Origin of the sequence: Paenibacillus sp. GCM10028914 (genome assembly GCF_042666275.1) — a bacterium.
Classification (GTDB): Bacteria; Bacillota; Bacilli; order Paenibacillales; family Paenibacillaceae; genus Paenibacillus_AQ.
This window is the reverse complement of the sequence record NZ_JBHTFO010000017.1, coordinates 567,911-590,085: the sequence shown is the minus strand read 5'-3', so window position 1 is coordinate 590,085 and position 22,175 is coordinate 567,911. Positions and strand designations below refer to the sequence as shown.

Annotated in this window: 24 protein-coding genes; 16 read left to right on the top strand and 8 right to left on the bottom strand. The window is 44.7% G+C overall.

The annotated features are described in order from the left end of the window. Positions 1-65 precede the first annotated feature (65 nt). The 3 genes from tkt (at position 66) to ACFQV5_RS20190 (ending at position 3,771) form a co-directional block, all read left to right on the top strand. Positions 66-2,081, top strand: a complete 2,016-nt coding sequence (tkt, locus tag ACFQV5_RS20200; protein ID WP_379249321.1) for a transketolase — start codon at positions 66-68, stop codon at positions 2,079-2,081. A gap of 100 nt (positions 2,082-2,181) precedes the next feature. Then, on the top strand, positions 2,182-2,505 hold the full coding sequence (gene ppnP / locus ACFQV5_RS20195; protein WP_379249319.1) for a pyrimidine/purine nucleoside phosphorylase: 324 nt from the start codon (positions 2,182-2,184) through the stop codon (positions 2,503-2,505). A 144-nt stretch (positions 2,506-2,649) separates the two neighbouring features. After that, the gene (locus ACFQV5_RS20190) at positions 2,650-3,771 is read left to right on the top strand and encodes a glycosyltransferase family 61 protein (RefSeq protein WP_379249317.1); all 1,122 of its coding nucleotides are present in this window, start codon (positions 2,650-2,652) and stop codon (positions 3,769-3,771) included. Between the two features lie 71 nt (positions 3,772-3,842). Here the strand turns inward: ACFQV5_RS20190 and ACFQV5_RS20185 are convergent, their stop codons facing one another. Together ACFQV5_RS20185 and ACFQV5_RS20180 are read right to left on the bottom strand one after the other, a co-directional pair. Next, positions 3,843-4,799: a copper amine oxidase N-terminal domain-containing protein gene (locus ACFQV5_RS20185; RefSeq protein ID WP_379249315.1), complete on the bottom strand. Its 957-nt coding sequence runs from the start codon at positions 4,797-4,799 to the stop codon at positions 3,843-3,845. Positions 4,800-4,956: 157 nt separating this feature from the next. Next, positions 4,957-5,856, bottom strand: a complete 900-nt coding sequence (locus tag ACFQV5_RS20180; protein ID WP_379249313.1) for an NAD(P)-dependent oxidoreductase — start codon at positions 5,854-5,856, stop codon at positions 4,957-4,959. Between the two features lie 209 nt (positions 5,857-6,065). Here ACFQV5_RS20180 and ACFQV5_RS20175 point away from each other — a divergent pair, with 209 nt between their 5' ends. From ACFQV5_RS20175 to ACFQV5_RS20165, 3 genes are all read left to right on the top strand, one after another. Next, a complete protein-coding gene (locus ACFQV5_RS20175; RefSeq protein WP_379249311.1) occupies positions 6,066-7,421 on the top strand; it encodes a glucose-6-phosphate isomerase in 1,356 nt (451 codons plus the stop codon). A gap of 105 nt (positions 7,422-7,526) precedes the next feature. Further along, positions 7,527-8,159 (top strand): YigZ family protein, encoded by a 633-nt coding sequence (locus tag ACFQV5_RS20170; protein WP_379249309.1) that lies wholly within the window; start codon positions 7,527-7,529, stop codon positions 8,157-8,159. A 5-nt stretch (positions 8,160-8,164) separates the two neighbouring features. Then, a complete protein-coding gene (locus ACFQV5_RS20165) occupies positions 8,165-8,758 on the top strand; it encodes a TetR/AcrR family transcriptional regulator (RefSeq protein WP_379249307.1) in 594 nt (197 codons plus the stop codon). A gap of 155 nt (positions 8,759-8,913) precedes the next feature. Here ACFQV5_RS20165 and ACFQV5_RS20160 read toward each other — a convergent pair whose 3' ends face one another. Then, on the bottom strand, positions 8,914-9,315 hold the full coding sequence (locus ACFQV5_RS20160; protein ID WP_379249305.1) for a secondary thiamine-phosphate synthase enzyme YjbQ: 402 nt from the start codon (positions 9,313-9,315) through the stop codon (positions 8,914-8,916). A 181-nt stretch (positions 9,316-9,496) separates the two neighbouring features. On the opposite strand from ACFQV5_RS20160, the gene cysT reads away from it, so the two are divergent. From cysT to ACFQV5_RS20140, 4 genes are read left to right on the top strand one after another with little or no spacing between them, the layout of a single operon-like run. Next, entirely contained in the window at positions 9,497-10,312 is an 816-nt protein-coding gene (cysT, locus tag ACFQV5_RS20155) for a sulfate ABC transporter permease subunit CysT (RefSeq protein ID WP_379249304.1), read from the top strand. After that, complete coding sequence (locus tag ACFQV5_RS20150; RefSeq protein ID WP_379249302.1) at positions 10,309-11,106, top strand: sulfate ABC transporter permease subunit; 798 nt, start codon at positions 10,309-10,311, stop codon at positions 11,104-11,106. The genes cysT and ACFQV5_RS20150 overlap by 4 nt, the downstream gene beginning before the upstream one ends. 1 nt (position 11,107) lies before the next feature. Then, entirely contained in the window at positions 11,108-12,172 is a 1,065-nt protein-coding gene (locus ACFQV5_RS20145; protein ID WP_379249300.1) for a sulfate/molybdate ABC transporter ATP-binding protein, read from the top strand. A gap of 23 nt (positions 12,173-12,195) precedes the next feature. Continuing rightward, a complete protein-coding gene (locus ACFQV5_RS20140; protein ID WP_379249298.1) occupies positions 12,196-13,263 on the top strand; it encodes a sulfate ABC transporter substrate-binding protein in 1,068 nt (355 codons plus the stop codon). A gap of 58 nt (positions 13,264-13,321) precedes the next feature. Here ACFQV5_RS20140 and ACFQV5_RS20135 read toward each other — a convergent pair whose 3' ends face one another. Then, positions 13,322-13,735 (bottom strand): hypothetical protein, encoded by a 414-nt coding sequence (locus ACFQV5_RS20135; RefSeq protein ID WP_379249296.1) that lies wholly within the window; start codon positions 13,733-13,735, stop codon positions 13,322-13,324. Positions 13,736-13,984: 249 nt separating this feature from the next. Between ACFQV5_RS20135 and ACFQV5_RS20130 the strand changes: the two genes are divergently transcribed. Then, positions 13,985-15,022: an NADH:flavin oxidoreductase/NADH oxidase gene (locus ACFQV5_RS20130; RefSeq protein WP_379249294.1), complete on the top strand. Its 1,038-nt coding sequence runs from the start codon at positions 13,985-13,987 to the stop codon at positions 15,020-15,022. 147 nt (positions 15,023-15,169) lie between these two features. Further along, a complete protein-coding gene (locus ACFQV5_RS20125) occupies positions 15,170-15,604 on the top strand; it encodes a MarR family winged helix-turn-helix transcriptional regulator (RefSeq protein WP_379249293.1) in 435 nt (144 codons plus the stop codon). A gap of 121 nt (positions 15,605-15,725) precedes the next feature. Here the strand turns inward: ACFQV5_RS20125 and ACFQV5_RS20120 are convergent, their stop codons facing one another. The 4 genes from ACFQV5_RS20120 to ACFQV5_RS20105 all read right to left on the bottom strand — a co-directional run bounded on the left by ACFQV5_RS20120 (position 15,726) and on the right by ACFQV5_RS20105 (position 18,425). Next, positions 15,726-16,406: a hypothetical protein gene (locus ACFQV5_RS20120; protein WP_379249291.1), complete on the bottom strand. Its 681-nt coding sequence runs from the start codon at positions 16,404-16,406 to the stop codon at positions 15,726-15,728. Beyond that, complete coding sequence (locus ACFQV5_RS20115) at positions 16,406-17,299, bottom strand: ABC transporter ATP-binding protein (RefSeq protein WP_379249289.1); 894 nt, start codon at positions 17,297-17,299, stop codon at positions 16,406-16,408. The genes ACFQV5_RS20120 and ACFQV5_RS20115 overlap by 1 nt, the downstream gene beginning before the upstream one ends. A 6-nt stretch (positions 17,300-17,305) precedes the next feature. Beyond that, positions 17,306-17,668 (bottom strand): GntR family transcriptional regulator, encoded by a 363-nt coding sequence (locus tag ACFQV5_RS20110; RefSeq protein WP_379249287.1) that lies wholly within the window; start codon positions 17,666-17,668, stop codon positions 17,306-17,308. 193 nt (positions 17,669-17,861) lie between these two features. Beyond that, positions 17,862-18,425 (bottom strand): GNAT family N-acetyltransferase, encoded by a 564-nt coding sequence (locus ACFQV5_RS20105; protein ID WP_379249285.1) that lies wholly within the window; start codon positions 18,423-18,425, stop codon positions 17,862-17,864. A gap of 189 nt (positions 18,426-18,614) precedes the next feature. Here ACFQV5_RS20105 and ACFQV5_RS20100 point away from each other — a divergent pair, with 189 nt between their 5' ends. The 4 genes from ACFQV5_RS20100 to ACFQV5_RS20085 all read left to right on the top strand — a co-directional run bounded on the left by ACFQV5_RS20100 (position 18,615) and on the right by ACFQV5_RS20085 (position 22,164). Further along, positions 18,615-19,883, top strand: a complete 1,269-nt coding sequence (locus ACFQV5_RS20100; protein WP_379249283.1) for a serpin family protein — start codon at positions 18,615-18,617, stop codon at positions 19,881-19,883. A 135-nt stretch (positions 19,884-20,018) separates the two neighbouring features. Then, complete coding sequence (locus ACFQV5_RS20095; protein ID WP_379249471.1) at positions 20,019-21,050, top strand: TIR domain-containing protein; 1,032 nt, start codon at positions 20,019-20,021, stop codon at positions 21,048-21,050. Then, the gene (locus ACFQV5_RS20090; protein ID WP_379249281.1) at positions 21,047-21,277 is read left to right on the top strand and encodes a hypothetical protein; all 231 of its coding nucleotides are present in this window, start codon (positions 21,047-21,049) and stop codon (positions 21,275-21,277) included. Before ACFQV5_RS20095 ends, ACFQV5_RS20090 begins: the two co-directional genes overlap by 4 nt. Before the next feature lie 107 nt (positions 21,278-21,384). Then, positions 21,385-22,164, top strand: a complete 780-nt coding sequence (locus tag ACFQV5_RS20085) for an MBL fold metallo-hydrolase (protein WP_379249469.1) — start codon at positions 21,385-21,387, stop codon at positions 22,162-22,164. Positions 22,165-22,175: the final 11 nt, after the last annotated feature.

Below are 22,175 nucleotides of genomic sequence, written 5' to 3'. Positions count from 1 at the left end.
CTGCTCTAAAACCTAAAGAAGTACAGGAAAATGGAATTAAGCACCGTATTTGAGGAGGACGAATCATGACAACCAATCAGACAATTGACAACCTGTCCATTGCAACAATCCGGACACTAGCTATCGATGCTATCGAGAAAGCGAAATCTGGTCATCCCGGCATGCCGATGGGTTCTGCACCGATGGGATACCAACTCTTTGCGAAAACGATGAACCATAACCCGGATGAGCCAACGTGGATCAACCGCGACCGTTTTGTTTTGTCAGCAGGCCACGGTTCTATGCTGCTCTACAGCTTGCTTCACCTGACAGGATATGATCTGTCTTTAGAAGACTTGAAACAATTCCGTCAATGGGGTAGCAAAACTCCGGGTCACCCGGAATTTGGTCACACTGCAGGTGTTGATGCAACGACTGGACCACTGGGCCAAGGGGTTGCGATGGCTGTTGGTATGGCTATGGCTGAAGCTCACATGGGCGCAGTTTATAATAAAGACAACTATAAGGTCGTTGACCACTTCACTTATGCAATTTGCGGCGATGGAGACTTGATGGAAGGCGTGTCCGCTGAGGCAGCTTCCATGGCTGGTCACATGAAGCTTGGCAAATTGATCATGCTCTACGATTCAAATGATATTTCACTCGATGGTGAACTTAACCTTGCATTCTCCGAAAATGTAGCGAAGCGTTTTGAAGCTTATGGCTGGCAAGTGCTGCGCGTAGAAGACGGTAATGATCTGCCTGCGATTGAGAAAGCTATTGCTGAAGCTCAGGCTGACCTGAACCGCCCAACATTGATTGAAGTGAAGACTGTTATCGGTTACGGAAGCCCGAACAAACAAGGTAAAGGCGGCCATGGCGGTACTCACGGATCTCCACTCGGAACAGAGGAAGCTAAGCTGACTAAGGAATTCTACAAATGGGTATATGAAGAGGACTTCTATGTTCCTGAAGAAGTTCGCGAGCATTTTGCACAGGTTAAAGAACGCGGTATTGCTTCTTACCAAGCTTGGAAAGAGCAATTCGAGAGTTATAAAGCAGCATATCCTGAGCTTGCAGCGCAATTCGAAAGAGCAGTATCTGGTGAGCTGGCTGAAGGATGGGATAAAGATCTTCCTAAATACAGCACAGAAGATAAACCAGTATCGACCCGTATTGCTTCTGGTAAAGCACTGAATGGTCTGGTTGAAGGCGTGCCGAATCTTCTCGGTGGTTCTGCTGACCTTGAAAGCTCAACAATGACACATCTGAACGATCTTGCTTCCTTCACGCCGAAGAGCTATGAAGGACGTAACGTTTATTATGGAGTTCGTGAATTTGCAATGGCTGCTGCCATGAATGGTATTGCATTGCATGGCGGACTTAAAATTTTCGGCGGAACATTCTTTGTGTTTACCGATTACTTGCGTCCAGCAGTACGTTTGGCTGCACTCATGAAGTTGCCTGTAACTTATGTGTTGACTCATGACAGTATTGCAGTAGGCGAAGACGGTCCGACTCACGAACCGATCGAGCAACTTGCATCTCTGCGTATCATTCCAGATCTGACTGTAATTCGTCCTGCGGATGCGAACGAAACTTCCGCTGCATGGGCATTTGCTGCAGAGAGCCAAGATCGTCCGGTTGCTCTCGTACTGACTCGTCAAAACTTGCCGATTCTTGAGGCAACAGCTGAAAAAGCACGTGAAGGTATTAAACGCGGTGCATATGTTGTTGCAGATGCTAAAGAAGGCAAAGCACAGGCTCAGATTATTGCGACAGGTTCCGAAGTTCAATTGGCTGTGAAAGCACAAGAAGCGCTTGCTGAAGAAGGTATTCATGTTCGTGTAATCAGCATGCCAAGCTGGGATCTGTTTGATAAGCAGGATCAAGCATACAAAGATTCTGTCTTGCTTCCTGATGTTAAAGCACGTCTTGCAGTGGAAATGGCTCATCCGTTTGGATGGGATCGCTATGTTGGCGACAAAGGCGACATTTTGGGTATCTCCACGTTTGGTGCTTCCGCTCCTGGGGACCGCGTAATTGCAGAATATGGCTTTACAGTAGAAAATGTGGTTAGTCGCGTGAAGGCGCTCATCTAATCACCATCATTTACTATCAAGATGGATAGACCTCGACACCCGCATTTTGCGGGTGTCGATCTATATATACATACATATTCTTGAGGGGAGAGAGTCGGTTATGTCTATTCTTAGCAATGTTCAGGTTCATAAGTCAGCTAACATTTATTACGAAGGCAAGGTGACCAGTCGTACTGTCATTTTGGAAGATGGGCAGAAGGTTACTTTGGGGATCATGCTTCCAGGAAGCTATGAGTTTGGTACAGCAGGTCCAGAGATTATGGAGATTTTGTCTGGAGATCTCAAGGTGCTTCTGCCAGGTGAACAGGAGTGGCAGGAGATTCAGGAGCCAGCGACATTTTCAGTGCCTGGTAACTCCTCCTTTAAGCTGGAGATTCGGAAAGTTACCGACTATTGCTGTTCTTATCCGGCAGAGCTTTCATAAAGGCATTGGATCGTGATATTTTAGCTGGACTGCCTCTCATAAGCCCTTTTCTTGTTTAGTTAGAGCTCCCGTCGGAGTATCGAATACTATATCTTAGTGCTTAAATTCTGCACTAGACTCGAGAAAAAAGGTGATATCACCGATATGGAGCCATATGAGAAGAAGTCCTGCGGATATTATGAACTTACAGTGGATTGGATGAGGGAAATGCCAGTTGGAGATATCGCTGGCCCCTCTGTCCAATCCTTTGATTTTGGCGGTGAAACGGAATTTCGCTCTCCCGGTAGTGTGGAGCCGTGGATACATCCTTATTTAACTGCCTATCGAAAGAAACCGGAGGATGGATTCATAGCGAGTATTCCACTCGGTAAGTTGTGGGGGCACTCGGGTGCTGTGCTGACACCAGATGGTATGCTGCTCGGTGATGTATCCCGGGAATATGATGATGTTATGAATGATATGACGACAACAGAGCGGCATCCAATTTTTCAGCAGAGGGATCATACTGCGCTGGAGTTTGTCCGAGGGACAACAGCTGCGCTGGCATTTTGCGGCGGTTATAATTATTTTCACTGGATGTACGATGTGATGGCGAGATGGGGAATGCTGGTGGAAACCGGCATTGCCTACGATCGGGTCGTTGTCAAAGCGAATCCGTACGGGACATTCGCCCGGCAGACGCTTGCCATGTTGGGGCTTTCCGATGAGAAGGTTATTCGTACGCATCCGAACCTCTTTTTGCAGGCGGAACGACTCATTGTCCCATCTTTGATGATGTCCTCTCATTATCCCCAATGGGCGACCTTAATGCTGCGTAAATTGTTCTTACCACATCAGGCTGTGAACATGCCGGTGCAGGAACGAATTTTTATTAGCCGCAACAGAGCTTCGTATCGACGAATGGTCAATGAGGATGCAGTTAAGGATGTATTATCTAGTTTAGGCTTTAGTATCGTGATACTTGAAGATTTGAGCGTTGCGGAGCAGATCGCACTGTTTGTTTCTGCGCGGGTAGTCGTTGCGCCACATGGCGCGGGGCTGACCAATCTCGCTTTTTGCCAGCCGGGTACAAAAGTCGTCGAAATCTTTCATCCCGGGCATATCGTACCCGTGTACTGGATGATCAGCAATCATAATGAGCTGGATTATTATTTGATGTATGGTCAAAGCCAGAAGGTCGAGGGCGTCTACTTTGCGGGATTGGAAAATATTCAAGTTGATATTGGAACGCTTGTCAAGACACTAGAACTCGCTGGAATCGTATAGCTAGTTATGAGAAGCTGTCTAGTACACAAAAACAGGTTCAAGGTGATATGCCTTGAACCCATAATTGTTAGTTAATTGTCATCTGCTTCTTCAGGGATTTCAACGATGACACCCTCATAGTTTGGACTATGATTATCGAGTTCGACATCACCGAAGGCATATTCACCTTTACTATTTACCATACTATAGAAGGTTGAACCGACGGGATAACGGAACCTGAATCGTGCAAAGGTTAAATCCTTAATATCCGGTTGCTGTCCAATCTCTTTCGTAAAGTGATAAGGAAGAATGAAGAAGTTGCTCTTTGGATCTTTACCCTTCTCAATGTGAAGTTTAGCTTGCCATTTCAGTTCAGCAGTATTGTTTCGAATTTTGTAGTAGCTGACAAGGTCGTTGTCTAACTCGAAATACATGTCGGCTCTGTTCTTGGGAAAGTAATAGTCCTGTCCTTGCATCTCCAGATATGTCCTTTCAATCAAGTCTTGAGGGATCAAGGAAACCCGAGGCATGTATAGAGCGGCGTTCCGGGCGGTTGTTAGACTTTCACTGTGCAATCCTGCTACAACATTGGGATCAGGCTTAGCAATGAATACGGTTTTTGTAGGGGCGTTCCAGTAGATTTTGGCATGGAAGGCCATGGATACGGCACGAAGCGGAACCATCGTTTTGCCTTTATGAAGAAAAGGTGCGTTGGTTAGAGTCTTGTTGGCACCATTAACCTGCATGAGCTTACTGCCTGCTGTCACAACAACCTTAGTGTCCTTGCTGCTGATCGTGATTTGTTTTTTCGCGCTGTCGTACTTATAGGTATAGTCTCCAAGGGGTTTAAGGTCGGTTAAGGTGATGAAGGTAGTTCCTTCACGAATCAATACCTCACCGTAAGCTAAATCGCTGTTAATGAAAGCTTTTGGAGCTACAGGTGAAACAACGGTCGATGCAGCTTCGGCTTGAGGTATGAGGAATGAAGGTGTCAACAATGTTGCAAAAATAGCAGTTGCTGTTAGTCGTTTTAATCCTCTGAAGTTCATTTTGGTAATTCCTCCCTTTGTGTATATAACGCGATATACCCGCAAAGGTTGCAGTACGAAAATGTTTCAAAGGTATAAAAAAACCTGTTTTCTTATGCAACATTCCTTATTCTACAAGGAGTGACTGCTATTAGAAAACAGGTGCGAATAACTCTATTTATTGCTCATTGTTTCCGCCAATTGTCTGGCCGATCCATGCCTCATAGCATTTGACGACGGCTGAAAGATCCTCTTCGCCATAACCTTCGCTCGCCCCTGCTTGGAATAGGCTTTTCGCCAGATTCAGCATTGGGGAAGGCATGCCAATCCCATCAGTTAGGGAAGAAGCAAGCTTTAGATCTTTAAGCATGAGAGCAAGGGAGAATTGGTTGCTGAAATCGCCGTCGATAATTTTACGGCCTTTCAATTCTGCGGCTTTACTTCCGGCTGATCCTAGCTGTACGAGCTCTAGGAAGTTATCTGCTGGAATTCCTGATTTTGCTGCAATAGCGAATCCTTCGGCTAGGGCAAGATTATTGATCCCGACCACTGTATTGTGAGCAAGTTTAGCTACAGCGCCGCTTCCATTCGGTCCCATATGGATTACCTTTTTGCCAAGGGTATCGAACACATCAGCTTGGGCTTTGATCACGGCTGCATCTCCGCCAACCATAAATACGAGTGTACCGTCGATCGCTGCTGGTTTGCTGCCTGTAACGGGTGCATCAAGGAAGAAAGCTCCTTTTGCGGTTACCGCTTCTGCAATTTCCTTAACCAAGTCCGGAGAGATGGTACTGCAGTCAATAACGGTGGTGTTATTTGTAAGGGAAGAGAGAATGCCGTCTTCACCATAGTAAACGTCGCGCACCGAATCATCGTTGCTGACCATCGTAATGACTACATCTGCTCCTTCCGAAGCTTCACGTGGAGTTGGTGATGTGGAAGCTCCTTGCTCAGCGAGTGGGCGGCATTTTTCATCCGTACGGTTGTACACCGTTACTTCGTAATTTTGTTTAAGCAGATTGGAAGCCATGGGAGCACCCATCGTGCCAAGACCAATAAAACCGATTTTTTTCATAAGACATCACCTTTGTATGTAATTTCTCGAACGCGTTAATCTTAACATGTGCACTACGGTATATTCTATACCCTGCTCCTGCTCAGTGAAAAGGCGAAAAAGGGTAAAACGACAAAAAGGCAATTAAATGACAAAACTTGATCGGTCCAGAAAATTAAAGTATTCTATTATAAATGTTGACTCTCTACACAAAACAGGAGGCTGTAAATATGTCTAGAAAAGTTAAGTTTGACTATAGTAAGGCTCTTTCGTTTATTAACCAACATGAAATCGATTATTTGGCTGAGCCAATTCGTACGGCTCATGATCAGTTACATAACAAAACCGGCGTTGGTTCGGACTTCCTTGGGTGGATTGACCTTCCAACTGAATATGACAAAGAGGAATTCGCACGGATTCAGAAAGCTGCTGCGAAAATCCAAAGTGATTCTGAAGTGTTGATCGTCATCGGTATTGGTGGATCTTACCTTGGCGCTCGTGCAGCAATCGAAATGCTGTCACATTCTTTTTATAATGTTCTTCCAAAGGACAAGCGTAAGACTCCGGAAATTTATTTTGCAGGAAACAATATCAGCTCCACTTATGTAAACCACCTGCTTGAGCTTATTGAAGGTAAAGACTTCTCCGTAAACGTAATTTCGAAGTCTGGTACAACAACAGAGCCAGCTATCGCTTTCCGTATCTTCCGTGCAGCACTGGAGAAGAAATACGGTAAGGAAGAAGCTCGCAAGCGTATCTATGCAACGACAGATAAAGAAAAAGGCGCGCTTAAGAAACTTGCGAATGAAGAAGGCTATGAGTCTTTCATCATTCCAGATGATGTTGGCGGACGTTATTCGGTATTGACCGCTGTAGGCCTTCTCCCAATCGCAACAGCAGGCATTAACATTGAAGAAATGATGCAAGGTGCGGCTGATGCTGCTAAAGAATACAGCAACCCGAACGTGGCTGAGAACGAAGCATATCAGTATGCAGCTGTTCGAAATGCCTTGTACCGTAAAGGTAAAGCTATTGAAATTCTAGTTAACTATGAGCCTTCATTGCACTTTGTTTCCGAGTGGTGGAAACAATTGTACGGTGAGAGCGAAGGTAAAGACTATAAAGGTATTTATCCAGCATCTGTAGACTTCTCGACTGATCTGCATTCCATGGGTCAATTCGTTCAAGAAGGTAGCCGAAACATTTTTGAAACTGTAATTCAGGTTGAGAATGTATCTAATCATATTACAATTGAGTCCGATCCGGATGATTTGGACGGCCTTAACTTCCTGACAGGCAAAACAATGGATTTTGTTAACAAAAAAGCATTCCAAGGTACCATGTTGGCACATACTGACGGCCAGGTTCCTAACTTGATTGTTACAATTCCAGATTTTTCTCCCTATTCTTTTGGATATCTGGTATACTTTTTCGAAAAGGCCTGCGGAATCAGCGGTTATCTGCTGGGTGTGAACCCGTTTGACCAGCCAGGTGTAGAAGCGTACAAGAAGAACATGTTCGCTCTGCTTGGCAAACCGGGTTACGAGAAAGAAAAAGCCGAATTGGAAGCCAGACTTTCCGAATAACACCACACCACATTACACATCAGACATAACAGCTGAAGGAAGCAGTCTCCCGGTTTATTTTTGCCGGGGACTGCTTTCTTAGCAATAAGGGGTTGATATCGGCATATGTTGGAACGTTACAAAACGGTAAGGTCTACGGGTTCAAAGGAAATCGTCATTAAGAAATCAAGGTTTATCGGGCATATTATGCCGGTGGAAACCGAAGAAGCCGCAGTCGCCTTCATTGAGGAAATTAAGAAGAAACACTGGAATGCAACCCATAATTGTTCTGCTTACATGATCGGGGAACGGGATGAGATTCAGAAACAATCCGATGATGGAGAACCAAGCGGAACAGCAGGTAAGCCCATTCTAGAAGTGATTCGCAATCAGGGTCTTAAAAATGTAGCTATTGTTGTAACACGTTATTTTGGTGGTATTATGCTTGGAGCCGGTGGATTGATCAGAGCCTATACGGATGGTGCTGTGGCAGCCATTGAAGCTGGTGAAGCAATCACACGCGTGTTACACAGGGAAGTACTTGTTGAACTGGACTATACTTGGCTTGGCAAGGTTGAGAATGAACTGCGAAGCCGTAACACCCGAATGGGGGAAACGTTATTTGCAGATAAAGTTACACTCACTTGTCTTCCTGAGGATCGGGAAAAGGATGCCTTTATCGCTTGGATGGTTGATCTGACTCAAGGACAGTCCGTGGTTACGGAGGGAGAGCGGTTCTATTTTATTGAAGGGGAATAATTGATATGGCAAGAAGAGCGGTAGAACGGGAGTTATCTAGGGAGCGTATTTTGGAAGCGGCCAGGCATTTGTTTATTACGAAAGGATACCGGGCCATCTCGATGCGAAGCATCGGGCAGCACCTGGGTTACAGCCACGGGTCCTTATATTATCACTTTAAGGAAAAGGCGGAGCTTTTCTACGCCATTGTCATGAAAGACTTCAGCGATCTTACTATACTGCTGAATCAAGCAGCAGGAAGGACGCCTAGTGACGGTATATCAAAGCTGGAGCAGCTTCTTCTGGAGTTTATTCGATTTGGGCTGAATAATCCTTATCAGTATGAAATCATGTTTATGATTAGGGACGAAGAGCTGCTCGCATACTGTCGTAACGAACAGGGGCGCTGTTTTGATATGTTCTCCGCGTTAGTTCGTCAACATTTACTGGATGATGCTTACTGTGATGAGGAGAGGCGGAACTTCCCTCTCACTTTGTTTTTGTCGATACATGGCTTTGTTTCATTTTATATTCAGGACAAAATTAGCTTTGAGGATATTAAACCCGCTGCTCTTGCTCATGTAAAAGTATTGTGCCGAAGTCTATATAGCAGAGTCTAACGCTGTCTTTATTAATAACGGCATGAATTCTGTTAAGCTTATACTTCAATGAATTACTTCGTTGTAGCGTTGAAACGTCAATTTCCTAATGAGTCAAAAGACAGGAGTGATTTCATAAAATCACTACCTGTCTTTTTGTTGTTCTTCGTATGTTATTAACCCTGCATAATTTTCACGTAGTATTCTCGGCTTCTAGGTCCGTCAAATTCACAGAAATAGATACCTTGCCATCGACCCAAAAGCAGTTTGCCATCTGAGATGATGATTTGCTGGGATGGGCCGCAAGTGATCGATTTGAGGTGGGAGGCAGTATTGCCTTCGGCGTGTCGATATTTTGGATGCTCCCAAGGATAAACCTCGTCAAGCCGCATAAGTACATCGCGTTTAACATCCGGATCGGCATTTTCATTAATAGCAATTCCGGCTGTCGTATGTGGGCAGTAGATCAGTACTGTACCGTTCTGGATACTGCTGTCTTTCGTTAATGCGATTATCTCGCGCGTGATATCCCTCATTTCATCGCGTTTGACTGTAGATAGTGTCATATGATGCAGCATGTATCATCAGCTCCTTTTTTTTAGTTTCTATATATATTACCCGATAAAGTCCAAAAGACGGATTGACGATTACAATCTTCTTTTGGTAAAGTGTTTATAATATTAATACCAAGTATACTAATAGGAAATATGAGTTTATCTTGAAGTTGACCGGATCATCCGGAGGCAGGAGGTATGGATCTTGACAACGTTGATCCGTCATAAAGGTTGGATATGGGGTTTTAGAAGCACGATTTTGCTTTATTTTGCCGTACTTATCATTCTTCCGATTCTAGGTGTATATGTGCAGTCGTTTTCGGCGGGATGGGGTCATTTGGCGGACAGTCTGCTTGATCCAATTGCGTGGAAAGCGGTATTCCTGACCTTGAAGCTTGGAGCGCTCGCTGCGCTGATCAACATATGTATCGGAACGATGATTGCATGGGTCTTGACCAGGTATCGTTTTCCGGGAAGGACAGTGCTGAACAGTCTTGTTGACTTGCCATTTGCTCTGCCGACTGCAGTAGGTGGACTTATGATTCTGCTTCTTTTAGGACCAGGAAGCTTGATTGGGCAAGCAGCAGAAACGCTCGGGTTTGAGATTGTATTTCATCAGCCGGCGATTGTAATCGCGATGGTATTCGTAACCTTTCCTTTTGTTATAAGGGCTGTTCAGCCCCTCTTGGAGGAGATGGAACCATCGCAAGAAGAAGCTGCCTACACAATGGGGGCTTCGAAAGCTAAAACCTTCTTCCGTGTGATCCTTCCCTCGATGAGCTCAGGGATTATCAGCGGGGGGATGCTGGCGTTCTCTCGTGCTTTAGCGGAATTTGGAGCTGTTGTACTGGTGGCAGGAAATATCCCCGGAAGAACGCTTGTAGCCTCGGTTTATATTTTCGGTGAGGTGGAAAGTGATAACACGGCCGGAGCGGCAGCGGTGTCCGTCGTTCTGCTTACCTTGTCATTTGTCATCCTATGGGTCATGAACCGGGTGCAGCGTAGGGGGAAACAGGCATGAGGAGATTATGGATTGGACTGACGTATGTTGTATTCTTTATTCTGTTGATTGCACCTTTATCTAAAATTGTGACTAGTTCATTTAGCGGTGGATTCGTAGGTTTAAGTAAGGCGATTACAAGACCAGAGGCGATCCACGCACTGTTAATGACAGGAAGTATTGTTGTGATTGTAACGCTGCTGAACGCATTATTCGGTATCATGTTAGCTCTTTATCTCGTTCGGGCAACTTGGCTTAGCGAGCGGATCAAGAGCCTGTTAAACAGCATTGTGGATCTTCCATATGCGGTATCTCCTGTTATTGGTGGACTGATGATTGTATTGCTTCTGGGACCTGACAGTATTATTGGAGGTTTTCTGGAGGGAGCCGGTTTTAAGGTTGTATATGCATTTCCTGGCATGGTGATTGCAACACTCTTTGTTACGTTTCCGTTGATGGTTCGTGAAGTGATGCCTGTCCTGCAGGAGATAGGCTCAGATCAGGAACAGGCAGCTTCAACACTTGGTGCCTATGGTTTTTTAACCTTTCGTAAGGTAACGTGGCCAATGATTCGCTGGGCTGTAGTTTATGGTATGGTGCTGACCATCGCTCGATCCCTTGGAGAGTTCGGTGCTGTGCTCGTTGTTTCAGGTAACATCATGAATAAGACACAAACAGCAACAACGTTGGTGTATCAGGATGTTGAGAATTTCAATGTTGCTGCAGCGAGCAGTGTTGCATTGGTGCTGGCTGCCTTCTCAGCCGGCCTCTTGCTTCTGATGGAATGGGTCAAAAAGAGAAAGGAAGTGCATTGATATGCATGTACAAGTTCGTGATCTGAATAAACATTTCGGCACCTTTCATGCTGTAAAGGATGTTAACTTTGATATTGAAAAAGGTCACTTAATCGGACTTCTCGGGCCAAGTGGCGGCGGAAAAACATCAATTCTCCGAATGCTGGCAGGGCTTGAAACGCCAGATGCGGGTCAAATATCTTTTCATGGACAGGTCGTAAACGACATTCCACCTCAGGAGCGCGGCATCGGGTTTGTATTTCAAAACTATGCCCTATTCAAACATATGACTGTGTTCGATAATATTGCATTCGGTTTGAAGGTGAAGAAAGCTCCCAAGACCAAGATTAAAGACAGGGTAATGGAGTTGGTGGAGCTCACGGGACTAAGCGGTTTCGAACGGCGTTATCCTCATCAGCTATCAGGCGGACAGCGCCAGCGTGTAGCCTTTGCCCGTGCATTAGCACCAGAACCGCAACTGCTGCTCCTTGATGAGCCGTTTGCAGCTATTGACGCAAAAATCCGCCAAGAACTCCGCACATGGTTGCGGGAATTAATTGAGCGGGTGGGCATTACATCTATTTTTGTGACACATGATCAGGATGAAGCAATAGAAGTAGCCGATGAAATCATGATTATTAATCAAGGACGCGTGGAGCAAAAGGGAACGCCATGGGATATTTACAAAGAGCCAGCAACACCGTTTGTAGCATCTTTTATCGGGGAATCGACCGTTGTAGAGAAAGCTTCAGATTTGAAAGGGTTTAATACGAACGGGAGTGGACTCGCGACCCGTGCGTTAATACGTCCAGAGTATATTGAAATTGGCGGAGAGCATGATTTTCCGATCTTATCAGCAACAGAAAAGGGTATTGTAAGACATTTGCATTTTAGAGGTAGTGAATGGCTTATCGAAGTAGAGGTGGGCGGCCATAAGCTTATGACTTACCGTTCATTAGAGAAGGAAACGCTACAGCTGGGTCAAGAGATTCGCGTGCTTGTGCATCGTGCATATTTGTTTAATGACACGGACAGTTGGATTGAGGAAAACCAGCTGAAAGTCGATCCGATGCCGATCATGATCTGATGGGTGCAGAAAAGAGGGAGAAGATGAGGAAACGAAAAAAGACGGGGGCAAGTTTCCACAGTGTTGTTATCTTCATGATGCTGATCCTGTTTCTCCCCGTGCTTGGAGGCTGCGTCAACAGAACAGACGAAGTAAAGGCGGTGTCTTCACATTCCGGTGAACGGACTCTGGTCATTGGAGCATATAGTGTTGCTAGGGATGCCATGGCTGAAATTATTCCTGCCTTCCGGGAGGATTGGTTCCAGAAGACAGGGGAGAAAATTTTATTTCAGGAATCATATGAGGCTTCCGGTACGCAGGCTCGCTCGATTACAGGTGGATTTGAAGCGGATGTTACCCTGCTCGCACTCGAAGGAGATGTTGATAAGCTGGTGAAAGCTGGTCTTGTGAAGAAGGACTGGAACCAGCAGCCTTATGGAGGAATGGTCACGCACTCGATTGTTGTCCTTGGCACAAGGGAGGGAAACCCGAAAGGGATACAGGATTTTGAGGACCTCACAAAGCCAGGTGTGAAAGTGTTATATCCGAATCCAAAGACATCAGGCGGAGCGCAGTGGGACATCAATGCGATGTACGGTGCAGGACTTAAGAAGTCTGAGGAGCAGGGGAGTAAAGACCCTGCAGCAGCGAAAGCTTTTCTGGAACAAATACACCGCAACGTGGAGTCACTTGATAAAAGCGGCCGAGCTTCCATGGCGGCGTTTGAATACGGCGTTGGCGATGTGATCGTGACTTATGAAAATGAATTGCTTGCCCGGATTGCCAAGGGCGTGAAATATGATATCGTCATTCCAGAAAATACGATGCTGATCGAGAACCCTGCAGCAGTTGTTCATCAATATGCGGAACAGCATGGTACGCTTGATGTTGCGGAAGCTTTTGTGAAGTATTTACAGACAACGGAGGCGCAGCAAATCTTCACAAAGCATGGTTTTCGTCCGGTAGAAGAATCGGTATATGCACAGAATGAAGAGCGGTTTCCACAGCCTGCGGGGCTGTTTGATATTGAATATCTCGGCGGCTGGGACCATGTTCGTGAAACCCTGTATTCTAAGCGGGGAATTTGGTATCAGGTGCTGGCAGGAATCTAGATAGATGAGTAATGCCCCCAGCAAATATATGCTGGGGGCATCTTTAGCTTATAAATATCTATTGAATGATGTTTTTTAGCGTTTCGGAATCTTTCAAACTCAACTTTTTGTATAAATGCGATTCGGAAATATATAATTCTGCATAGCCGTTTGTAAACCATACATCGTAATTTACAGCTGCGGCTTGCCGGCTATCATCTGTTGTTTGGAGATGCAGTTTAAACGCAGGTAGTGTTTGCCATTGAAACTTGACCCTGCTCCATTCTCCATCATTTAATTTGAGTTTTGCCTCGTTTACAACTATAGTATCGTTAATTTCCTGAAGCAGTTCATAACGGTTATCTTTACCGAGACGTTGTTCAACAATCAGTTTATCGATAGAATTAGGATCATTTACGGAAAAGCCCGTTTGAGGCAGGGGACTGGACATCGTAAGGGTCACTAGAAAAATGACTAGGGTAAGAACTCGCATAAATATCCCTCCATTGCATAGTTAACCTTAGAACGTACAAGGGAAGGAGAATGTTGCAGGAATTGGAAATTTGTGAAGTGAACTATTTGCCCGGTAGGCTTCGTCGGTTTCATAAGGCAGGTGTCATGATTGACAGTGCCAATTATCTATTATAAAATTACATGCATGAGCATACATTTAATTTATTGATGCTGAATCATTTTGTATACATGAACAGAAATATTAGCTTTTATAAAGAGGAGAGATACGATGAAGGATTTATTTACCCCCTATGAAATAATGGATTTGAAATTGAAGAATCGTGTAGTTATGCCTCCAATGTGTCAATATTCGGTAACGAACAAAGACGGGATTGCAACGGATTGGCATTATAATCATTACGTAAGTCGTGCTATTGGTGGAGCAGGACTGATCATTGTTGAAATGGCGGATGTGGAACCGGATGGTCGAATTACTGATTTTGATCTTGGGGTCTGGTCGGATGAACAAATTCTTGCATTGGCTAGAATTGTTGAGGCATGTCATGCTTATGGTGCCAAAGTGGGGATTCAGATTGCCCATGCTGGACGTAAAGCGGAAGATGCAGCAGTTCCAGTATCATCATCTGCCATTCCTTTTGATGAAAACTCCAAAACCCCACATGCACTAACGACAGAAGAAGTGAAGGCGATGGTGGAGAAATTCCGGATGGGCGTAAAGCGTGCTGTACAAGCGGGATTTGATGTCATTGAGCTTCATGGGGCGCACGGTTACCTCATTCATCAGTTTCATTCACCACTAACAAATCATAGAACGGATGAATATGGTAAGGACTTAACTTTGTTCGGGTCAGAAATTATTCGTGCAGCCAAAAGTGAAATGCCTGAGGGGATGCCTTTAATCATGCGTATTTCGGCTAAGGAATATGTTGAAGGTGGTTACGGCCTTAAAGAAAGCTTGGAATTTAGCAAAGCATATAAAGAAGCGGGAGCTGATATTTTTCATATCAGTGCTGGGGGTGAAGGTCCTATTGCAGCTGCTGGAAAACCGGGAACGCATGCAGCGTATCAAGTTCCTTTAGCTAGAGAAATCAAACACAGCTTGAATGTTCCGGTTATTGCGGTGGGTAGATTGGATGAACCAGTACTTGCGAATGCGGTTATTGGTAATGAGGAAGCTGATCTTGTTGCAGTAGGTCGGGGAATGCTCAGAAACCCATACTGGACGCTCGAGGCAGGGGTTCAGCTTCAGAAAGAAGCTGGTATTCCTAAACAGTATGCTATGGGATTTCCTAGAGTGAAAAGATAAAGACGAATATGGAATAATTTATTATATATAAAGAGGCCGATTTCCTTAGAAGCGGTCTCTTTTTTTCGCAAATGGGTATATTGTGTAGTACTATAAAAGAAAAGAAAGTATAAATTATTGCCATACGCTCGGGAGATGAATAGTAAGATGGACAATATTCTTAATAATGACCTTATTGCGAATTGGTTGACGTTAACACATATACAAATGAATGTGACAAATGAATTGGAAGCTAACTTACAAGCAAAGCATGGCTTATCTATAAACGAATTCTATTTGCTGCTATTCTTGTCGGAAGCACCCGAGAAAAAGCTGAAGTTGCAAAAACTCGAATCCATGGTTGGATTAAGCCAGAGTGCGATCTCCAGGCTGGTTAGTCGATTTGAGGCTAAAGGCTGCGGAGCTTTAGAAAGAAAAGCGTGTGATGATGATCGTAGAAGCATTTATACGGCTCTGACTTCGATTGGCGAAGACAAGCTCATCCGTGCACAAGAAACCTTTAAAGATACTTTGATAAAATCTTTTCCAGAAAAAGATGTGGAGGAGCTTCTAAAGCAAATGATTCAACTGAAGAAGCTGTAAGATAAGATAGAATTGTAAGAAGAGGAGCTGGAGACGGCTCCTCTTCTTTATTGAAAAAGGCTCGACGTTATTTAGATACAAGTTAAGTTGGTGGTAATTACAACGCTGCACCCAAGTCCTTTTAGATCGTTGCTCTCCGCAGCAGTAGATATGTCACCCCTGCGAAAACAATAATGAACGGAAGCATCCAGAGAGCGTAGTCTGCAGCAGACTGCTGTATTATCCATTCAAAGATACTAGGATACCAGTTAAAATACGTGGCAAGAAAACCGATGATGGTAAATACAACAAGGAGTATGCCATAGATCATAAACAAGCCATTACGACCGGTACGCTTGTGAGTAGCTGCTATCATTAATCCTAGATAATGAAAGAACAACAAGATGATGAGAGGAATCCAGAATTGATTGATGAGAGGGCCATCGCTAAGGTATGGCAGATGAAAGAAATGAAGATCACTACCCCAAGCATTCGTCCAGCCTTCTATGAGACCGAATAGGAAGAGGAGGCAGGCAAATCCGATGTTTGTCAAAATGATCATGACAGAGGTTCCCACGAAATAATCTTTTCTGCTCACACTCATACTGAGCGCAAACGGAAAAGTCTGGGCTAGTATAACGATTCCGGCTACAAACATGTAGATATAGATGGAGGCGAGGCCACCAGTGACAAGCGGTTCATTTAGAAAAAAACTGATGAGGAGGTTAATGAAAAAGCTTGGGAGAACGACAAGCCAAGGGATGATAAACCAGGACCATTTATCTCTGATGTGCATTTTTAATACACTTGGTATTCGGTTCATTAGACTCTAGCCTCCACTCTTTGGTTTTTTCCATTGGTCAGATAAATAATGAGCTGTTGAAGAGATACTGGGGTGAGCTCAAGGCCTGATGCTTCTGCTTCTTTACGTTCTGAGGCATCCAAGTGACCAATGATGGTGGCGGATAAAAGATTGCCAAAGGATTCACGATGAATGACCTCTTTGCCTGTTATGAAGGCTTCAACCGTGTCCTTGTGACCCGCCAAGTTAAATGCCCGCCCGCGAAGCATTTCGGCATCTTCGTTAATGATTAAGGAACCATTATCAATGACCATCACATGTTCCAGAAGATGGCTAACTTCATCAATCAGATGCGTTGACAGAATGACCGTCCGTGGGTGCAGTGAATAATCCTCAATCAAGCGATCATAGAACAAGCTACGTGAGACCGCATCAAGTCCCAGATAAGGCTCATCGAATATCGTCAGCGGAGCACGGCTGGCAAGACCTACAATAATACCGACAGAGGAGAGCATGCCTCTGGATAGCTTCTTCATTCTTCGTTTGAGAGGAATCCGAAATTCCTCTGCGAGCGAGAGAGCGTAATCATGATCCCAGTTCGGGAAGAGAGTAGCAGAGGTTAGGAGCACATCGTTTACACGATATATATCGGGGTATTTCTGACTCTCCTTGACGAAACAGATCTGACTGAGTATGCGGTTGTTCTCATAAGGATCTTCTCCAAACACTTTCAGTCTGCCGCTTGTAGCGAAGATCTGGGCGGTGATCATATGCATGATCGTTGTCTTTCCTGCCCCGTTCCGGCCGAGTAATCCATAAATTTTGTTGCTCTCCATAGAAAAACTAACGTTATTGACGGCCTTTACATCTCCGTAGGATTTCATTAGTTGATCCAATTCTATGACTGTCCCCATCTCACATTACCCCCTCTTTCGGATCATTTCCGTTAATTGCTCAAGCGTAATTCCAAGCTTCTTCGCTTCACGAATCATCGTTACAACATATTCTTCGAAAAATCGTTCTTTGCGCTTTTCCATGACTTTCATTCGGGCCCCCTCTGCCACAAACATGCCAATCCCTCGTTTCTTGTACAAGATTCCTTCATCGACAAGCATATTGACGCCTTTCGCCGCAGTTGCCGGATTGATCTTGTAAAAGGCCGCGAATTGGTTCGTCGAAAGAACTTGGGACTCCTCAGCCAGTATGCCTTCTATGATGTCATCTTCGATTCGTTCTGCAATTTGAATAAATATGGGCCGGCTGTCGTCCATCAGAAACGCCATTTCTTCATCACCACCAAACTGGTTAACTACTTATGTAACTAACCATACAACCACAAGAAAATATTGTCAATATCTTTTGTTAAAAATAGGCTGATGTTGCAAGAGAGGGATACACAAAAAGCCTTATTCCAGAACACTGAAATAAGGCTACCAAGACTGTCGGTTGTATAGAATTCTCACCGACTGCTGTTATCTAAATCGTATGTAATGCGTCCCATTCTTCCCGCGTGATTCCCATTCGGATCGAGTCATAATATACGCCTTCATAATAACGACATTTCCGCATGCGTCCTTCCAATTGCATTCCGACCTTCTCCGCACAGCGCATCATTCTCGGATTTCCTGACCAGGTGGTGATTCCGACTCTGCCGATATCCAGGTTCTCAAACAGAAAACCTACCCATAGAGAAAGGGCCTCGGCACCATAACCTCCGCTCCAATGATCTGGAGAGTAAATGACAATTCCCCCCTCCAGCCAGCGAGTAGCTTGACTCTCCCAGTAGTAAGTGACTATGCCGACTATGTTACCATTCACCTCAATGAGCAGATCATCGGGAAGTTCATTAGAGCTGAAATCAGTTCCCCATCTTTCTAAAAATTGTTCATATGTTCTATGCTCATGCGGAAAGTAAGGAGCATCATATTGTTTCCATTCCGGATGCTCCATTCCGTAAATCAGATTGTAGAGTAGCGGCATATCCTCCATGGTTCGTGTCCGCAGGGTTACCTTTTTTCCAGATATTAAAACTTGTTTCATAAATGATAAACCTCCACATTGTCTGTTGATCTTTGCTTCTTGTTATCATCTTCTCTAAAGATCAAGGATCTTCCTCTATTCGATGTGCAAGTAATATTTTGGGTCTAGCAGCAACTTCCAAGAAACACCTAACGTCTGAGTAATATGGAAAATTATAGCCTTTTAACGGTGAAGGGATGGATATAGCTCATGAATAAGAAATGGATTATCTCCAGCTTATGCTTGGTACTCATGATGACAGCCTGTGGAAAAGATGAATTAATAGATAAACAACAAACCCAGCAATTGGAGAACGCACAAACTCTGGCAGCGAAGGAGAGATCCGAAATTCTAGGCAAGATGGACCCAAAAATCGTGAAGGCGGAAAATGCATTTGGTCTGCGCATTCATCAGGGATTATCCAAGCTGGGAACCGGAGAGAATGTCCTTATTTCACCATACAGCTTATCTTCGGGTCTCGCTTTGGCTTATAACGGAAGTGCGGGTGAAACTGCTAAACAAATGGAGTCGGTGCTTGGATGGACAGGTATGGAGCGTTCTAAGGTGAATGAAGCTAACAAGGGGCTGAGAATGCTTTTAGAGCAAGGGGGTGGAGTGACGCTAAGTATTGCAAATTCTATATGGATTCAGAATGGATTCAAGATGAAAGAGCCTTACTTAAATCAAGTTGAAGATGCTTATGGTGCAGAAATTAAAATGGCTGATCTAAGTCATGAGGATTCCCTTAAGGAGATTAATGGATGGGTTGATCAGAATACGAATGGAATGATTAACAGTATTTACAGTGAGCCGCCCGGAGGCAAAGCCGTGTTGATAAATGCGATTTATTTTAATGGCGGGTGGAAGGATGAATTTGATCCGGAGCTGACGGAAGAGAAGAGTTTTAGCTTAGCGGATGGCAGTGTGAAGAAGCTCCCGATGATGAACCAGGAAAATAGATTCGCCTATAAGGAAAGTGATAAATGGCAAGCGGTGCGTCTTCCATATGGGGATGGCCGCATGCATATGCTTGTTATTGTGCCGAGTAAAGAGTCATCGCTTGATGAATTACAGAAGGAGCTGTGGAAGAACTCAGAGCTTTGGCAAGACGGATATGAGCCTAATATGGTTAAGCTGGAACTGCCTAAGTTTAAGGCGGAGTTATCATCGGAACTGTCGGAACAGCTCGTGGGTGTGCTTAAGAAAGCCGGGATGACAGATGCTTTTGATGATATGAAAGCTGATTTTAGCGATATGGCTGAAGATCCCTTATATATCGAAAGGATAGGGCATAAAGTAGTAGTAGATGTGAACGAAAAGGGGACAGAAGCTGCTGCGGTCACAGCGATTGCGATGACATCTGGTGCGCCTGAGCCAACAGAGCCAGTAGAGATGATTGTAGATCGTCCATTTTTCTTCGCGATTGAAGACCGGGATACGGGAGCATGGTTGTTTATGGGTTCCATCACGAATCCATAGCATATAATAGATAATCATATATTCCCATAAAATAGGTAAATTTGTTATAATGATCGAATAATAGTGCGAGTTCTAAGCTCGGCTTTTGAATAACCTCTAATAAATTGATCAACAAGGGGAGTAAATGATGTGCCTATGTCCAATCCGAAGCCGAATTTATTCATTGGTTCTTCCAGAGAAGCCATCAAGTATGCCCGTGCCATTCATGAACAGATCAAGAGAACAGCTCAGGTAACACCGTGGTATGGTGGAACATTCGGGGCGAACAGCTACACGATGGAAGCGCTCGAGCGACAGCTGGAGCAAACGGATTTCGGTGTGTTCGTCTTTTCTCCCGATGATATTGCACTCATTCGTGGGAAGCATGTTTTTGTAACGAGAGACAATACGCTATTTGAAATGGGGTTGTTCTGGGGAAAGTTGGGAAGACGCCGAGTGTTCTGTATCGTTCCCGATTATGTTGAACCTGACGACGAGCAAATTCAGGATGTCACGATCAAGGATTATCATCTGCTGTCCGACCTGCAGGGTCTTACTTTACTGGAGTATGAGCTGCGCAGTGATCGGGATTATAAATCAGCGGTGGATGTTGCCTGCGGACATATTATAACCGCGATTGAAGCGGAGTCATTTTTTGATAATCCTGCTGAAGTCATCGAACAAAAAGATGCGGAATTAAAACGAAAACAGAGTGTTCTTCATTTTTTCTGGGAATATAATCGTAATATACACGTGACGGATCAGTCAGAGAAATATCATGCGCTTAGTGAAGCGGTACGAAATTCTCTGCTTCCGCCTGTGAATGGAGACTTCCGGGTGACCGGAGCTGCATTTTGGGCGAAATCCGGAAATGATGGAATGGCGCAAATTGGGGGTAATGTAGGAAGAGGACGATTTTTCCCTTTTCATGGTAACGGAAGCAGTGGAGGAACGCAGCAATCTATTTATGTTATAGACGTCTATAATAGCGGTAAATGGGCATTTTATCACGAAGAGGAAGTTGCGCAGGTGTATGTGTTCTGCTATCCTTTAGGTATAAACCATGTTTTATCAGTTCATTTTACAGGACATCAAACGCTATCCGAAGAAGAGCTTGGAGAAGTTGTCGAGCATAATCGTGAACTGCTTCGAACCATCAGACATTTAGTAGGAGGGGATTCCATATGAGCGGTAATGAGAAGAGGAAGAATATCGGAAGCCTTGGATCCCAGAGTGGTCATTGGGTGGTTCGCGGAAGTATCCCAATGTCGGGATCTTTGAAGCCGCGAGAGCGTTCCGTGAAGAGACAGACGAAGCCAAGCATTTATATCGGGCCATCTGTGGAAGGTACAGATAAGAAGTATGTGAAGATTATAAGCGGTGTGGTTGACGATAAGAAACCATCATTTGCATAATTCGTCATAAGGAGCCGAGCATTTCGGCGTCATTATAGATTAGAGATAGGCCGTTCGGCAGGTTGCCGAACGGCTTTTATTGAATGAGGAGTATGAGGGACGTCATGATGGATACTTTGACTTTTTTAGGTACTGGAGATGCTATGGGAGTTCCGCGTGTATATTGCGATTGTGATGTATGCACGGAGGCGCGTCAAACGGGGCACAACCGTCGTCTGCGTTCTTCGGTCATGGTGGAGAATGAGCAGGATATGTTTATGATCGATTGCGGACCGGATTGGCGCAAAATGATGGAGACAAGAGGCATTCGGCAAGTGAAACATCTGCTTATCACCCACGCTCATTTCGATCATATTGGTGGACTGCCCGAATGGGCAGATGCCTGTCGGTGGCTTGGAAGCAAGGGGAATATGTATGCGCCTCAAGAAGTACTGGATCAAATCCAGCGGCAGTATCCCTGGTTATCGAACCATATGAAGATGACAGCAATTGATGATGGCTTTACGCTTTGCGGATGGGAAATAACCGCCTGGAAAGTAAATCACGGTAAGAATGGTTTTTCTTATGCTTATCGTTTTGAGAAGAACGATTATGTATGGGTGTATAATTCGGACTCCATTCAGCTTAACGAAGAAGAGAAGAAGCCGCTCTACGGGCTTGATCTGCTCGTGCTTGGCACAAGTTTTGTTCATGAGACGGCGGAGTTTTCAACTCGTTCCGTATACGATATGAGAGAAGCAGCCGAGCTATTAGCGGAGATTAAACCAAAGCGGACGATATATACTCATATGTCACATGATGTGGATATCAGACGGGAATTGGTGCTTCCTTCGGAAACCGTATTAGCCACTGCTGGGATGAATGTGAAGCTGAAAGCGAGTAATTGAATAGAACAAAG

Excerpts from the sequence above, each read along its gene's own strand:
- tkt (WP_379249321.1), top strand. The coding sequence starts at position 66 with ATGACAACCAATCAGACAATTGACAACCTGTCCATTGCAACAATCCGG.
- ppnP (WP_379249319.1), top strand. The coding sequence starts at position 2,182 with ATGTCTATTCTTAGCAATGTTCAGGTTCATAAGTCAGCTAACATTTAT.
- ACFQV5_RS20190 (WP_379249317.1), top strand. The coding sequence starts at position 2,650 with ATGGAGCCATATGAGAAGAAGTCCTGCGGATATTATGAACTTACAGTG.
- ACFQV5_RS20185 (WP_379249315.1), bottom strand. The coding sequence starts at position 4,799 with ATGAACTTCAGAGGATTAAAACGACTAACAGCAACTGCTATTTTTGCA.
- ACFQV5_RS20180 (WP_379249313.1), bottom strand. The coding sequence starts at position 5,856 with ATGAAAAAAATCGGTTTTATTGGTCTTGGCACGATGGGTGCTCCCATG.
- ACFQV5_RS20175 (WP_379249311.1), top strand. The coding sequence starts at position 6,066 with ATGTCTAGAAAAGTTAAGTTTGACTATAGTAAGGCTCTTTCGTTTATT.
- ACFQV5_RS20170 (WP_379249309.1), top strand. The coding sequence starts at position 7,527 with ATGTTGGAACGTTACAAAACGGTAAGGTCTACGGGTTCAAAGGAAATC.
- ACFQV5_RS20165 (WP_379249307.1), top strand. The coding sequence starts at position 8,165 with ATGGCAAGAAGAGCGGTAGAACGGGAGTTATCTAGGGAGCGTATTTTG.
- ACFQV5_RS20160 (WP_379249305.1), bottom strand. The coding sequence starts at position 9,315 with ATGCTGCATCATATGACACTATCTACAGTCAAACGCGATGAAATGAGG.
- ACFQV5_RS20150 (WP_379249302.1), top strand. The coding sequence starts at position 10,309 with ATGAGGAGATTATGGATTGGACTGACGTATGTTGTATTCTTTATTCTG.
- ACFQV5_RS20145 (WP_379249300.1), top strand. The coding sequence starts at position 11,108 with ATGCATGTACAAGTTCGTGATCTGAATAAACATTTCGGCACCTTTCAT.
- ACFQV5_RS20140 (WP_379249298.1), top strand. The coding sequence starts at position 12,196 with ATGAGGAAACGAAAAAAGACGGGGGCAAGTTTCCACAGTGTTGTTATC.
- ACFQV5_RS20135 (WP_379249296.1), bottom strand. The coding sequence starts at position 13,735 with ATGCGAGTTCTTACCCTAGTCATTTTTCTAGTGACCCTTACGATGTCC.
- ACFQV5_RS20130 (WP_379249294.1), top strand. The coding sequence starts at position 13,985 with ATGAAGGATTTATTTACCCCCTATGAAATAATGGATTTGAAATTGAAG.
- ACFQV5_RS20125 (WP_379249293.1), top strand. The coding sequence starts at position 15,170 with ATGGACAATATTCTTAATAATGACCTTATTGCGAATTGGTTGACGTTA.
- ACFQV5_RS20120 (WP_379249291.1), bottom strand. The coding sequence starts at position 16,406 with ATGAACCGAATACCAAGTGTATTAAAAATGCACATCAGAGATAAATGG.
- ACFQV5_RS20115 (WP_379249289.1), bottom strand. The coding sequence starts at position 17,299 with ATGGGGACAGTCATAGAATTGGATCAACTAATGAAATCCTACGGAGAT.
- ACFQV5_RS20110 (WP_379249287.1), bottom strand. The coding sequence starts at position 17,668 with ATGGCGTTTCTGATGGACGACAGCCGGCCCATATTTATTCAAATTGCA.
- ACFQV5_RS20105 (WP_379249285.1), bottom strand. The coding sequence starts at position 18,425 with ATGAAACAAGTTTTAATATCTGGAAAAAAGGTAACCCTGCGGACACGA.
- ACFQV5_RS20100 (WP_379249283.1), top strand. The coding sequence starts at position 18,615 with ATGAATAAGAAATGGATTATCTCCAGCTTATGCTTGGTACTCATGATG.
- ACFQV5_RS20095 (WP_379249471.1), top strand. The coding sequence starts at position 20,019 with ATGTCCAATCCGAAGCCGAATTTATTCATTGGTTCTTCCAGAGAAGCC.
- ACFQV5_RS20090 (WP_379249281.1), top strand. The coding sequence starts at position 21,047 with ATGAGCGGTAATGAGAAGAGGAAGAATATCGGAAGCCTTGGATCCCAG.
- ACFQV5_RS20085 (WP_379249469.1), top strand. The coding sequence starts at position 21,385 with ATGGATACTTTGACTTTTTTAGGTACTGGAGATGCTATGGGAGTTCCG.